13 protein-coding genes are annotated in these 13,593 nt (G+C 62.2%); 5 read left to right on the forward strand and 8 right to left on the reverse strand.

Going from position 1 to position 13,593, the window contains the following annotated elements:
* The first annotated feature begins 141 nt into the window (after window positions 1-141).
* Window positions 142-2,262, forward strand: a complete 2,121-nt coding sequence (locus tag RIB87_RS00795) for a ComEC/Rec2 family competence protein (protein ID WP_350142473.1) — start codon at window positions 142-144, stop codon at window positions 2,260-2,262.
* Between the two features lie 84 nt (window positions 2,263-2,346).
* Window positions 2,347-2,541 carry a hypothetical protein gene (locus RIB87_RS00800; RefSeq protein WP_350142475.1) on the forward strand — a complete coding sequence of 65 codons (195 nt, stop codon included), beginning with the start codon at window positions 2,347-2,349 and terminating at the stop codon, window positions 2,539-2,541.
* A 35-nt stretch (window positions 2,542-2,576) separates the two neighbouring features.
* On the opposite strand, the gene lexA is transcribed toward RIB87_RS00800, so the two are convergent.
* From lexA to RIB87_RS00830, 6 genes are all read right to left on the reverse strand, one after another.
* The gene (gene lexA, locus RIB87_RS00805; RefSeq protein ID WP_350142477.1) at window positions 2,577-3,302 is read right to left on the reverse strand and encodes a transcriptional repressor LexA; all 726 of its coding nucleotides are present in this window, start codon (window positions 3,300-3,302) and stop codon (window positions 2,577-2,579) included.
* 228 nt (window positions 3,303-3,530) lie between these two features.
* Window positions 3,531-4,013, reverse strand: a complete 483-nt coding sequence (moaC, locus tag RIB87_RS00810; protein ID WP_350142479.1) for a cyclic pyranopterin monophosphate synthase MoaC — start codon at window positions 4,011-4,013, stop codon at window positions 3,531-3,533.
* Window positions 4,010-4,555, reverse strand: coding sequence for a GNAT family N-acetyltransferase (locus tag RIB87_RS00815; RefSeq protein WP_350142481.1), 546 nt, complete (start codon window positions 4,553-4,555; stop codon window positions 4,010-4,012). Before RIB87_RS00815 ends, moaC begins: the two co-directional genes overlap by 4 nt.
* Window positions 4,556-4,559: 4 nt before the next feature.
* Window positions 4,560-5,345, reverse strand: coding sequence for an indole-3-glycerol phosphate synthase TrpC (trpC, locus tag RIB87_RS00820; RefSeq protein ID WP_350142483.1), 786 nt, complete (start codon window positions 5,343-5,345; stop codon window positions 4,560-4,562).
* Window positions 5,346-5,347: 2 nt separating this feature from the next.
* Window positions 5,348-6,364 (reverse strand): anthranilate phosphoribosyltransferase, encoded by a 1,017-nt coding sequence (gene trpD, locus RIB87_RS00825; RefSeq protein ID WP_350142485.1) that lies wholly within the window; start codon window positions 6,362-6,364, stop codon window positions 5,348-5,350.
* A complete protein-coding gene (locus RIB87_RS00830) occupies window positions 6,361-6,975 on the reverse strand; it encodes an anthranilate synthase component II (RefSeq protein WP_350142487.1) in 615 nt (204 codons plus the stop codon). Before RIB87_RS00830 ends, trpD begins: the two co-directional genes overlap by 4 nt.
* A gap of 346 nt (window positions 6,976-7,321) precedes the next feature.
* Here RIB87_RS00830 and RIB87_RS00835 point away from each other — a divergent pair, with 346 nt between their 5' ends.
* Window positions 7,322-8,413 (forward strand): divergent polysaccharide deacetylase family protein, encoded by a 1,092-nt coding sequence (locus RIB87_RS00835; protein ID WP_350142489.1) that lies wholly within the window; start codon window positions 7,322-7,324, stop codon window positions 8,411-8,413.
* 86 nt (window positions 8,414-8,499) lie between these two features.
* Here the strand turns inward: RIB87_RS00835 and trpE are convergent, their stop codons facing one another.
* Together trpE and RIB87_RS00845 are read right to left on the reverse strand one after the other, a co-directional pair.
* Window positions 8,500-10,017 (reverse strand): anthranilate synthase component I, encoded by a 1,518-nt coding sequence (gene trpE, locus RIB87_RS00840; protein WP_350142491.1) that lies wholly within the window; start codon window positions 10,015-10,017, stop codon window positions 8,500-8,502.
* A 36-nt stretch (window positions 10,018-10,053) separates the two neighbouring features.
* Complete coding sequence (locus RIB87_RS00845) at window positions 10,054-11,970, reverse strand: SurA N-terminal domain-containing protein (RefSeq protein WP_350142493.1); 1,917 nt, start codon at window positions 11,968-11,970, stop codon at window positions 10,054-10,056.
* Window positions 11,971-12,218: 248 nt separating this feature from the next.
* Between RIB87_RS00845 and tpiA the strand changes: the two genes are divergently transcribed.
* Window positions 12,219-12,977: a triose-phosphate isomerase gene (gene tpiA / locus RIB87_RS00850; protein WP_350142495.1), complete on the forward strand. Its 759-nt coding sequence runs from the start codon at window positions 12,219-12,221 to the stop codon at window positions 12,975-12,977.
* A 127-nt stretch (window positions 12,978-13,104) separates the two neighbouring features.
* On the forward strand, window positions 13,105-13,488 hold the full coding sequence (gene secG, locus RIB87_RS00855; RefSeq protein ID WP_350142497.1) for a preprotein translocase subunit SecG: 384 nt from the start codon (window positions 13,105-13,107) through the stop codon (window positions 13,486-13,488).
* Window positions 13,489-13,593: the final 105 nt, after the last annotated feature.

Consider the following 13,593-nt stretch of genomic DNA (forward strand, 5'->3'; position numbering starts at 1 on the left):
CCTGCAAACCACCGGATCACGCGGATTTTGCCGCCGGTTTGGGGCACTATAAGCCCGCCTCTTCATTCACGCGCCGCCCTGTCGGAGCCGGAAATAAACGTAAATACAAACAGTTACGGTGCTGAACCGGCCGCACGTGGGGTGGGCCGCCGTGTCGCCGCGCAGCTCTGGCATCTGGGCGGGCCGGTTCTGGCCCGCCAGCAGGACCAGGTGAGCCTGTGGCTGCCGGTGCTGTTTGGCGCTGGAATAGCGTTTTATTTCGCCCGCCCCGTCGAGCCTGACGGCACCGCTGCCGCTGTCGTTGCGGCCATCTGTCTCGCGGGTGCGGTGTTGTTCCGGTCGCGGTTTGCAGTGTTCGCACCGCTGCTGGCCATCGCCGCCATGTGTGCGGGGTTTGCGGTGGCCGATGCGCGCACCACCGCCGTGATGGCACCGATACTGGAGCGCGAGCTGCGCGCGGTGACGGTGGAGGGCACGCTGATGTCCAAAACCGCGCGGGCTCAAGGCGGCGTGCGCATTGTTGTGCAGCCCATACGTGTACAGCGGCTCGACGCGGCTGACGTGCCTGCACGCCTGCGCATCAATGTGCGCACACCGATGGATGATGTACGGCCCGGCGACATCATTTCGGTTCGCGCCGGGTTGATGCCCCCACCAGGCCCCGCAGCGCCGGGTGCCTTTGACTTTGGACGCCAGGCGTTTTTCCGGCAGATCGGCGGCGTCGGCTATGCCGTGGGACCGCTGACGCTGGTTGCCCAGGCGCGCGACGACTGGCGCACGCGGCTGGCTTTTTCAGTCGCGCGCCTGCGCGCTGATCTGACAGCGCGTATTCTAGACGCGCTACCTGCTCCCCAGGGCGCGGTGGCCGCCGCGCTGATGACCGGCGACAGGGGCGGCATTCCCGAAGATGTATTGAGCAATCTGCGTGATGCGGGTCTGGCGCATCTGCTGGCGATCTCCGGTCTGCATATGGCGTTGTTTGCAGGCGCCCTGTTCTGGCTGGTGCGCGCGCTGCTGGCGCTGTCGCCGTGGCTGGTGCTCAACGCGCCGATCAAAAAATGGGCCGCTGCATTGGCACTGCTGGGTGCCTTTGGCTATCTGCTGGTGTCCGGCGGATCGGTGGCGACCCAGCGCGCCTTCGTGATGTTTACGCTGATTTTCGCCGCCGTGATTCTGGACCGTCCCGCCATCACCATGCGCAATGTGGCATTGGCCGCATTCATTGTGCTGGCGTTGACACCTGAGAGCGTGATGGAGGCCAGCTTCCAGATGTCGTTTGCCGCAGCAACGGCGCTGGTGGCATTTTATGAAGCCGCGCGTCCGTGGCTGGCGCGCTGGAACGCGCAGCTTGCTGAACGCGGAATGGCAGCGCGTGCCATGCTTTATCTGGTGGGCATCGGGCTGACATCCATTGTGGCTTCGCTCGCAACCGCGCCCTTTGCGGCCTACCACTTCAACCGGGTGGTGGATTTCGGGCTGGTCGCCAACCTCGCCGCGATGCCGGTGGTGGCATTCGCCGTCATGCCCGCAGCGCTCGCCGCCTTCATCGCCATGCCGGTGGGGCTTGAGGCGGTGCCCCTGTGGGTGGCGGGGCAGGGCATTGCGTCTATCCTGTGGGTGGCGGACGCAGTCGCTTCGTGGCCCGGTGCCATCACCGCCATTCCCTCCATGCCGCCTGCAGCTTTGGTGGCGCTGGTGCTGGGCGGCCTATGGCTGGCGTTATGGCGTGGCCATCTGCGGTGGGCGGGCATGGTGGGGCTGGTTGCAGGCGTTGTACTTGCCGCAATGACACCGCGCCCGGTCATGCTGATCGAACGGGAGGCGGGGCTGGTGGCTGTGCGCGACGCCGCCGGGCTGCTGGCCATGAGTTCGGGCCGCAAAGCCACATTCAGCGCTGACGTCTGGTTGCGCCGCGACGCCGACCTGCGCACTCAAAAACAGGCGTATACGGATTATTTTTCATGTGATAGCGGGGGCTGTGTTGCCGCTCACGCTGTGCTGGGCACCATTTCCACCCCGCGCACCTGGCGGGCATTGGTGGAAGACTGTGCGCAGGCCGATCTGGTGATAACCGACATGTATGCGCCGCGTGGCTGCACCGCACCGCGTATTGTTGATCGCGGGATGCTGGATGCCCGTGGCGCCCACGCCATTTTTGTTGATGAGACGGCGGATGGGTTGTCCGCACGGACCCGTCTGGTCTCGGCGTGCGATGTCACCGGCGACCGCCCGTGGACGCAATGTCGTGCGAAACGTCGATAGTGCAGTTGCGCCACAATGCGGCCTGAAACCGCCCCGAAGATAACGCTTCAATGATGTGCGCAGCCAAAAAGGAGATGCACCGCCATGACGATGCTCAACCCGTTCGCCCGCCGGACACAGGCGCCTGTGCACCCCGCTACCGGCGACCCTGCAAAAGACATGACGCAGGTGCTGCTGCGCATTGAGGCTCAGCTTGTGGAGTTGAACGACCGTAGTCGCGCTCTGGAAAAACTCGAGCGCCGCCTGCTCGGCATCGAGACGGCGATTAAGCACATTTAGCAAGGCTGCCCAAAAAGGTTGCCCAAAAAGGCGGCTTAGTAGCGCCGCATCAGGCCCACGAGTTTGCCCTGCACTTTTACGCGGTCAGACGGGAAGATGCGGGTTTCGTAGGCCGGGTTGGCAGCCTCAAGAGCGATGGTGTCGCCTTTTTTGCGCAGCCGCTTGAGGGTGGCTTCCTGCTGGTCGATCAGGGCCACCACAATGTCGCCGGAGGACGCCGTATCGGCGCGCTGAATGACCACTATGTCGCCATCATGAATGCCCGCATCCACCATCGAGTCGCCCTTGACCTCCAAAGCGTAGTGCTCACCGGAGCCAAGCAGGCTCGACGGTACGCCCACATGATTGGTGTCGTCCTGCAGCGCTTCAATGGGCGTACCCGCTGCAATCCGGCCGACAAGCGGCAATGACAGTGCGTCACCCCCCTGGGGCACCGACAGGTGATTGTCCGGCATGGGGGCCGCGTCAGACAGGCTGCCCTGAATAACGCTGGGCGAAAACCCGCGCCGTATCGGCGCTGCTGTAGGCGGTGTCTGAGGGGCTGCTGAATCCGGCAGCTTGATGACTTCAAGCGCGCGGGCGCGATGGGCCATGCGGCGGATAAAACCGCGCTCCTCAAGGGCTGTAATCAACCGATGGATGCCGGACTTGGAGCGCAGATCCAAAGCCTCCTTCATTTCATCAAACGAGGGCGACACCCCCGTGGCGCGAATACGCTCATGGATGAACATCAAAAGCTCGTGTTGCTTGCGCGTCAGCATGCCTCAACCCTCCGCTTGCCCTGTTGCCGTCACTGCTCAAAGGCAGCGTCGTTCAACAGGTCACATTCTGTGTACGCCCTAATTGCCCGCATGCAAGTAAGGCATGTTGCGTGTTCGTTCTGCGAACAAGCGCAGGAACAAAACCGAAACTGATTTGAATGTTCTAGTTTGGTTCTCAAATTGCGTCAAGCGTAAAAATTGGCAGGCCTGCCGCTCGAAACGGCCAATTTACGTGGCTGAATAGTCGCCAGATTTGCCGCCGCGCTTGGTCAGCACACGGATATTGCTGATGACCATGGTCTTATCCATCGCCTTGAGCATGTCGTAGAGCGTCAGGCAGGCAACGCTGGTGGCAGTAAGCGCTTCCATCTCCACGCCGGTTTGCGCCGTGGTGCGCACATGCGCGGTGACAGCAACGCTGCTGGTCGCAGCATCGGGCTCAAACTCGATGGCGACTTTGGCAATCGGCAGCGGGTGACACAGGGGGATAAGGTCGCTGGTGCGCTTGGCGGCCATGATGCCGGCAATGCGGGCGGCAGCAATCACGTCGCCCTTGGGGGCGGTGCCGTCCACCAGCGAGGCGAAGGCCTGCGCCGACATGGTGATGCGCCCCTCAGCGGTGGCATCGCGTGTGGTGACGGCTTTGTCAGACACATCCACCATGGCGGCGTTGCCCCTGGCATCCAGATGGGTGAGGCCGTCTTTGGTCATACTATCTCCCGCCGCATGATACACCTGTGGGTCAGGCCAATATCGTGCTCATGGTTCCTGACCAGATGCAAAGCGGGCGACAGGTCATCATTGGTCAGGGCAAGGAAACCAACACGCTCATAAAACGGTGCGTTCCACGCAACATCGGTGAACGTGGAAAGCGTCACAGCGCCAAGACTGCGTGCCTTGGCTTCCGCGCACACGGTGTCAATCAACGCCCGCCCAAGGCGCTTGCCGCCATGTTCCGGCACAACGGCCAGCTCATAGAGATGCAGCGCACCATCGAGCACACCACAGGTAGCAAAGCCCACCGGCGTATCATCGGCGTCCACAACCACGAAGCACAGGTGCTGTTTTATGTGCGCACGAAAGAGCTGCGGTGAGCCGGCATCGTGTTCGTTGACTTCGGGGTGAACGGACTCAAGGAACATCACCCCCGCGCGGTCTTCAATGTCCGGCAGCAAGGATGCTTCGTCCAGACGGGCCTGCCGAATGGCATACCCTCCGGCAAGCGACGTTCGGTGACTGTCTGCACCTGCCATCGGATTATCCGTTGAGCAGGGTGCGGGTGGCTGCCGCGACATCCGCCTGCCGCATCAGGCTTTCGCCCACCAGATATGTGCGCACGCCGCAGCGCGCGAGACGTTCAATATCGGCATGGGTGCCGATGCCGCTTTCACCGATCACCAGCCTGTCGTCCGGCACCATGGGTGCCAGTGTTTCAGTGGTCGTGAGCGTGGTTTCAAACGTCCGCAGGTTGCGGTTGTTGATGCCGATGAGTTTGCAGTCGAGCTTGAGGGCGCGGGTCATCTCCTCGGCGTCGTGCACTTCCACCAGCGCATCCATGCCAAAGTCGCGGGCAGCAGCGGCAAGGTCGGCGGCTTCTGCATCCGTTGTTGAGGCCATGATGATGAGAATGGCATCAGCCCCCATCGCGCGGGCTTCCGCCACCTGGTACGGCTCGAACATAAAGTCCTTGCGCAGCACCGGCAGCGAACACGCCGCGCGTGCCGCCCGGAGATAGTCCGGTCGCCCCTGAAAGGAAGGGGCGTCAGTGAGCACGGAAAGGCAGGCAGCTCCCCCCTGCTCGTAGGCAGATGCGTGCGAGGGCGGGTCAAAGTCAGCCCGTATCAGCCCCTTGGACGGGCTGGCCTTCTTGATTTCCGCAATCAGTCCGTAGCCGGATGAAGATGCCGCTTCCAGCGCCTGTGCAAACGGCCGCACCGCCAGTGCGTCGGCCGCCTGGCGCTCAATTTCATGCGGTGGCACGGCCTGTTTGGCGGCGGCAATCTCCTCGCGCTTATAGGCTGCAATTTTTCCCAGAATATCCATGCTCAGGCCTGATTGCTGGCGGCAACAAGCGCCTCAAGCGCAGCTTTGGCGCTGCCACTGTCGATGGCGGTTGCGGCCAGCTTTGCGCCTGCCTGCAACGTGTCGGCATGGCCGGCAACTTTCAGGGCAGCAGCAGCATTGAGCACCACAATATCGCGGTATGCCCCGGCCTTGCCGTCCAGCAGCGCGCGCAGCGCATCCGCGTTTTCCTGCTCGTCGCCGCCTACAAGCGCTTGCGGGTCCGCGCGCTCAAGGCCCACGTCTTCCGGTGTTACATCGTAGTTGCGCACAACCCCGTCACTGAGTTCACTCACATGGCTGGGGCCGGTGGTGGTCAACTCGTCCAGCCCGTCCGAGCCATGCACAATCATCGCGTGGGTGGCACCGAGATTTTGCAGCACATGCGCCAGCGGCTCACACCACTCGCGCGCAAACACACCCACAAGCTGGCGTTTGGTACCGGCGGGGTTGGACAGCGGACCAAGCAGATTGAAAATCGTCCGTGTACCCAGTTCACCGCGCACCGGGCCCACATGCTTCATGGCGGCGTGATGTTGCGGGGCAAACATGAAGCCCAGCCCTGCCGTCTCAATGCAGCGGGCAATCTGGTCAGGCGTCAGTTCCAGCTTCACGCCCAGCGCGCGCAGCACGTCGGCTGAGCCTGACTTTGACGTCAGGGCCTTGTTGCCATGCTTGGCAACTTTCACGCCCGCGCCTGCTGCCACAAACGCCACCGCCGTTGAAATATTGTAGGTGCCCGACGCGTCGCCGCCGGTGCCGCAGGTATCAATGGCATCCGCAGGGGCGGGCACCCGCAATGCCATCTCGCGCATCACGCCCGCAGCGCCGGTGATCTCGTCCACGGTTTCACCGCGCACGCGAAGTGCCATCAGGAACGCGCCAATCTGCGCAGGCGATGCCTCGCCGGACATGATGAACTCGAAGGCAGCTTTGGCGTGCGCCGCGTCCAGTGCATTGCCTGCGCCAACATGGATCAGAATGGATTTGAAGTCGCTCATGCCGGTTCCGTTTCGCGCGCGGCATTGAATTGTGCGGCACTGTTCAAAAAGTTTCTCAGCAGTGCATGGCCATGCTGCGAGGCGATGCTCTCCGGGTGAAACTGCACGCCGTGCACCGGATGCGTTGTGTGTTGCAGCCCCATGATCACACCGTCAGGGGTTTCAGCCGTTATTTCCAGAACGTCCGGCAGGCTTTCGCGCTCAACGGTGAGCGAGTGATAGCGCGTGGCGTTGAAATTGTTGTCGATGCCCTCAAACACGCCCCTGCCGGTGTGCTGTATTGGGCTCAGTTTGCCATGCATCAGGCTCGGCGCGCGAATAACGCGGCCGCCATACACCTGGCCAATGGTCTGGTGCCCCAGACACACCCCCAAAAGCGGAATGCGGCCCGCAGCCTTTTCCACCAGCTCAAGACAGATGCCCGCCTTGTCCGGGTCACACGGGCCGGGCGACAGCACAATGGCCTGCGGGTTCAGCGCCAGCGCCTCGCGGGTGCTGATCTTGTCGTTACGCACCACGCGCATATCCGCCCCCAACGCGTGATCCAGCTCGCCGATGAAATGGACCAGGTTGTAGGTAAAGCTGTCGTAGTTATCGATGAGCAGCAGCATGGACGGCATCCGCAAAACAGGTGAGCGCGACATATAGGGGGGAAGGGGGGGATGAAGCAAGAAAGCTGGCATTTGGTGGATCCTGCCAGCCCGCGATGCGATGTCTTAACCTGTGCATCTTACCCATATCCCGTATCCCCGGACTTGATCCGGGGTCCACTCGCGATCGCTGCAGGGGTGGGCATCTGCGAGTAGGCTCCGGATCAAGTCCGGAGATACGGTATTCTTTCAACGCTTATCCCCAGTTTTCTGGCGTTTCGGCCCGCCGACTGATTTACCACCACAACATATGGTGTTAACAATGTCTTAAAGCGCAGTATGTGCGCTTCCAAGGGCGGACACACGCGTGCAGCAACGCATATCACATCACCTGGCGCGATCAGCCTCGAAGGGCCTCGTGGTCCGGCATATGCCGGTTCTGGCGTTTCTGGCCGGTCTTGTGGTGGGCGCTGTGCTGCTCGGCGCTGCCGGTTTGGCGCCCTCCGTGTTCGCGACCGCAAACAGCCACGTTCTGCCCAATGACCATATTGTGGCGCTTGCGAATAACCACACGGCGGCACCTGCTCCGGTGATTGCAACCGGCAAGCGGGCACTGGCCGCCGCACCGCCGCGCATGGTGTTCTCTGAAATTATCGTGCCACCTACGCGCGCCCTTGCCGAGGCTGAACCCGTTTTGCTGGCCACCGGAAAGCGCGATCTGCTGGCGGACATAACCACCGGCAGCATTCACGACACCCGCCCGGCCATCGCGTTGATGATCGACGATCTGGGCATCGTGCCGGACCGTTCAGCCCACGCCCTGCGACTGCCCGCTGAAGTGACGCTCAGCTTTCTGCCCTATGGCCCGGTGTCGCGTCCGCTGGCGCAGGCTGCATCCGCCAAGGGCCACGAGATTTTCCTGCATGTGCCGATGGAGCCATCAGGCAACGCAGACCCCGGCCCCGGCGCACTGCTGACGCGCGACAGCGATACGCGCCTGCGCGAAAAGCTGGATAACCAGATTGCCGACATGGGCGCGCTGGTGCCAATCGCTGGCATCAACAACCACATGGGCAGCCGCGCAACGGCCGACCGGCGGGTGATGGACGAAGTGATGCGCGGTGCCGCCGAGCGCGGGTTCGTATTTGTAGATTCAGTCACAACACCCCGCAGCACGGCGCGCGCCAGTGCCGCCGCGCACGACGTTGATTTCATCGCCCGCGATATTTTCCTCGATCACGGACAAGGCCCTGACTTTGTGCTGGCCCAGCTTGCCGAGCTTGAGCACCAGGCCCGCACCCGCGGCGTGGCCGTGGCCATTGCCCACCCCCACACAACCACGCTGGATGTGTTGTCAGTGTGGGTGAACGGCCTTGAGCGCAAGGGCTTGCGGCTGGTGCCCATGAGCGAAGCCATCGCACTTGAAAACCGCAAACGTATGCTGGCGATGGTCGAGTAGGCGGGCCTCTGTAGCGATGTTGCTTGTTCTGTGTGTGCCGCTCTGGGCCCCACATCACAGCAGATGCAACCGCCCCCGAACGATACCTACTGCCCGCGCTTGGCGGTGCTGGCAAAACGGATGGCTTCTTCGGCTGCCCGGAACAATGCCTTGGCCTTGTTGACGCTCTCCATGCGCTCGGCTTCCGGGTCGCTGTCAGCCACCACGCCACCGCCCGCCTGCACATACAGCGTGCCGTCTTTCACCACGCCCGTGCGCAGCACGATGCAGGTGTCCATGTCGCCCCCGGCAGAGAAGTAGCCGACGCAGCCCGCGTAGAGCCCGCGCTTTTCCTTTTCCAGTTCGTCGATGATCTCCATCGCCCGCACTTTGGGCGCACCGGACACGGTGCCAGCGGGAAAACCCGCCACCAGCGCTGAGATGGCGTCATAGCCAGGGTCAAGCTCGCCGATGACGTTGGACACAATATGCATCACCTGGCTGTAGCGTTCGATGGTGTAACTGGCGGTGACTTTGACACTGCCGATTTTTGCCACCCGGCCCACATCGTTGCGGCCCAGGTCCAGCAGCATCAAATGCTCGGCGCGCTCCTTGGGATCTGACAAAAGATCTTTTTCCAGCGCCTTGTCTTCGGCGGGGGTCGCGCCACGCGGACGGGTGCCGGCGATGGGGCGGATTGTCACTTGTGAGCCTTCGACCTTGACCATGATTTCAGGCGACGACCCTGCGACGGCAAAATCTTCAAAGTCGAGAAAATACAGATAGGGCGACGGGTTGGTGCGGCGCAGGGCGCGGTAAAGCGCAAACGGCGGCAGATCAAACGGCACCGAAAACCGCTGGCTTGGCACCACCTGAAAAATGTCGCCCGCCGCAATATACTCCTTGGCGGTTTCCACCATGCGGTGATACTCCGCAGGCTGAGTATTGGACTGCGTTTCAGGCAACGCCGCCACATCCATCTGGGCATCGGCATTGTGGGGCAGGGGGGTGTCCAGCGCATCAACGATGGCCGACAACCGTTCCTCGGCACGCGTCATCGCCACGCGGGCGGAGGTGCCGGATTTGGGTCGCACCGGCGTCACCAGCGAGATTTCATCGCGCACGCTGTCGAATACGGCAATCACCGTGGGGCGTACCATCAGGCAGTCCGGCAGGCCCAGCACATCCGGGTTCTGGTTCGGCAGGTGCTCCATCAGGCGCACCATATCGTACCCCAGATAGCCGAATACACCGGCAGCCATCGGGGGCAGACCTTCAGGCAGATCAATGGCGGATTCGCTCAGCAGTGCCCGCAACGCATCCAGCGTACCATCCGTACACGGCTCATATGCGGTTCGGTCTGTCAGGGCCGCGCGGTTTATCTGTGCGCTGTTGCCGTCAGCACGAAACAGAATGTCCGGGTCCACCCCAATGATGGAGTAGCGCCCGCGCACCGCTCCGTCCTCGACGCTTTCCAGCAGGAACGAGTTGCTGCGACCCTTCTTGAGCTTGAGCATGGCGGAAACAGGCGTTTCCAGATCGGCAACGAGTTTCGTCCACACAACCTGCGGTGTGCCTGCGTCATAGGCCTGCTCAAAGGCAGAAAAATCCGGTTCGACAATCATCAGCTTCACTAAGCACGGCGCACCCCCGACAGGGTGCTACATGCCCGCACCCCCGCGCTGGTCCTCGCCGCCAATCACATAGTTGACGGCCTGCGGATTGACGGTGACACCCAGATCGTTGCGCACGGCGTTGACGTACTGAACCATCAGGTCGTCGGCCACCGCACCGGCAAGCTGCTCCTGGAAGGACGAAAACTCATCGCCTTCGGCGAGGGCATCACCGGAAATCACGTCTGTTGCCTGCATGATAACCACCGAGTTGCCAAAGCCGACGGGGCCATATGTGGCCTCACCCTCGTTGATGCTGAACAGGTTGTTGATGGCAATGCGCGAGAACGTTTCGTTGCTCATGCCACGGCGAAGCTCCGGCGTTTCGATGGGCGCACGGCCAAACTCCGCGGCGATTTTTTCAATCGTCTCGCCTGCATTGATGCGCGCCGACAGATCAGCCGCCAGCCGCAGCAGGCTTGCCTCCCGCTCTTCGGTTTTCCACGTTTCGATAACCTGCTCACGCACCTCTTCCAGAGGCGGTGTGCGGGCCTCTGAAATATTGCTGACTTCAACCCAGAAGAACGACCCGTCATCGAGTTCGCCCATGGGCGCTTCATCGCCGGGCCGGGTGTCGTAGGCTGTGGCCAGAACAACCGGGTCTGTCGGCAGGGCATCGGGGCGGCGCCCGTCGCGGCCAAGGCCTGCCTGTGTCACGGCAGGCACGGATGTTGGCACAAGGCCCAGCACCGAGGCGGAATCTGCCAGCGGTGCCCCACCGGCGCGCGCGTCTTCCACCTGATTGGCAAGGTCAAACAGTTCGTCGAAGGCGCGGTCGCGGGCAAGTTCGGTTCGCAGGCGGTCGCGCACGTCCTCAAACGTGCTCTCCACAGCGGGAATAACCTGCGCCGCGCGGATCAACACATAGCCCAGCGGACCCTCAACGGGGTCGCTCACCTGGCCTTCTTCAAGTGCGAAGGCGGGGTCTGCAATGTCTTCGCTGAACAATTGGTTGCGCGTCAGCGTACCCAGCCGGAAGTCTTCAGGCGCAAGCCCCTGATCGTCGGCAAGCGCGGCAAACGTCTTGCCTTCGTTGAGGCTTGCGCGGGCCGCCTGTGCCTCTTCAAGGGTTGGATAATTGATCTGTTCAATGGCGCGGCGCTCCGGCACATCAAACTCAGCCTTGCGCGCGGTGTATTCGTCGCGCAGCGCTTCTTCGGAAATCTCGATCGACTGCGCCACGTTTTCAGGCGTCATCAGCACATAGGAGAACGTGCGATATTCAGGCTCGCGGAACAGCCCCTGTCCGCGCACCTCGTAGAACGACGTAAGCTCTTCTTCCGTTGGCTCGTCGGGCGCATCCACCATTTCAGGCGTCAGCACCACATAGCGCGCCTTACGGGTTTCATTGATGACCGAATACATCTGCCGGGCAAACCCGTCGGGCACCTCGATGCCCTGGCTTACAGCTTCCACCAGTTGCTGCCGGGCGATGAACCGCTTGCGGTCATCAATCAGAAACTCCTCTGATACGCCATTGGTGAACAGCGTTTGCTGAAACGTCTCGCGGTCAAACTGTCCGGTTGGCCCCTGAAAGGCAGGGTCAGTGCGAATGTCGTCAATCACCAGCTCTTCACCGGCAACAAGGCCCAGATCGCGCGCAGCTACGTCCAGCGCCGTGCGGCCAATCATCTGGTCCAGCACCTGCCGGTCAAAGCCAAGCGTCTGGCCTTCGTTGCGGGTCAACTGGCGACCGAACGCCTGCGAGCGCTGGTTGAGGTCGCGCTGATATTCGAACAAAAACAGATTGCCGTCGATCTCCTCGCCGCCCACTTCGGCCACGGTGGTGTCGATGGTGGGGGTGAAAATATCGTTGATGCCCCACACCGCGAAACTCAGCACCAAAAGGCCGATGAATATCTGGGCGACAAAGCCGGATGCGTTCTTGCGCAGTTTGTTCAGCATGATGGGGCAAGCGCTCTTGTTTGGGTGGTGAGGGACGGCCACTTGATCATCATTGGCCTGGCACGCCCCCGCGATACCATATCCATAAGCGCTGATCCAAGCGTTAGCGTGATGTGGCATGTTTTTGTACTAGCCGCGCGGGAGCCTGTTTGCTATCCGCTCTGCTGACAGGGCTTTTGGCGAGGTTTATCCGCCAAGAGGCCCCTCAGTTCCAATTGCGCACCTCAAACACCAGGAAAGTCAGCCAAATGACCGCTCGCCGCCCGCTTGTCGCCGGAAACTGGAAGATGAACGGCCTGCGCGGTTCAGTGGCAGAGGTGGAAGCGCTGGCCAGTGCGCTGCAACAGCGCCCGGCACCGGCCTGCGACGTGATGATTGCCCCGCCGTTCACACTGATTGCGCAGTTTGCCCATACAACGGCCAATACCGGCATTTCGATTGCCGGCCAGGACTGTTCAGCATTGGCACCCGGCGCCCATACCGGCGACGTGGCCGCCACCATGTTGGCGGATGCAGGAGCCACTGCTGTGATCGTTGGCCATTCCGAGCGCCGTCAGGACCATTTCGAAACTGACGAAACGGTCAACGCCAAGGCACATGCCGTCCATGCAGCAGGCTTGGTGGCCATCATCTGTGTTGGCGAAACCGAGCCGGAGCGCGACCGGGGTGAGACGCTGGATGTGGTCAAGGGCCAGCTTTCCGGCTCCGTGCCGGACAACGCGGATGCCGTCAATACCGTGATCGCCTATGAGCCGGTCTGGGCGATTGGCACAGGGCGCACACCCACAACGGATGATGTGGAGACAGTCCACGCCACCATACGCGAATGCCTGGTAACACGCTTCGGTGCTGAAAAAGGCAATGCCATGCGCGTGCTCTACGGCGGCTCCGTCAAGGCCGCCAACGCCTCGGAGCTGATGGCGGTGGCCAATGTGGACGGTGCGCTGGTGGGCGGAGCCAGCCTCAGGGCAGCCGATTTTGACGGCATCATCGACGCCTATCGCTAGGCGCGGGCATCACAATGGGGGGACTGGCAATCCGCATCCCCTTGGCGTAAAACCCGCCGCAAGGCTGATCCGGTATTTGTGCCTAGCCTACAAGTCACCTCGTATTTTTTGAGAATTGCCTGCCGTCATGGAAAACATCCTGCTGATTATCCACACTATGGTTGCCATCGCCCTTGTGGGCGTGGTGCTGCTGCAACGCTCTGAAGGCGGCGCGCTGGGCATGGGTGGCGGTGGCGGCGGTGGTGGCGGCGGTATGCTGTCGAGCCGGGCGGCGGCAAACCTGCTGACGCGGGCAACCGCCGGTCTGGCGGTGGTGTTCTTTTTGACCTCCATTGCCCTGACGGTCATCCACTCCGGCAGCAGCAGTTCCATCGCCGATCGTATTACGCCCGTCGGCCCCGCCAGCGACAGCGCCGTCGAGGCGCCGCTGGATGTGGCACCGCCCGCTGTCGGCCCCGCAGGGGAAGAACCCGCGACGCTGGACGAGCCGTTGGTGCCCCGGCCCGAGTAATGGCCTGAATTAAGTGCGCTGCACGCACGCCTCTTGCGGGCGCGGACTTTCCTCACTGCGGCAATTAAGTTCCGCAAAATCTAATTGAGCGCTTCATGCGCTGTG

The sequence above is a fragment of the Pyruvatibacter sp. genome (genome assembly GCF_040219635.1).
Lineage (GTDB): Bacteria > Pseudomonadota > Alphaproteobacteria > CGMCC-115125 > CGMCC-115125 > Pyruvatibacter.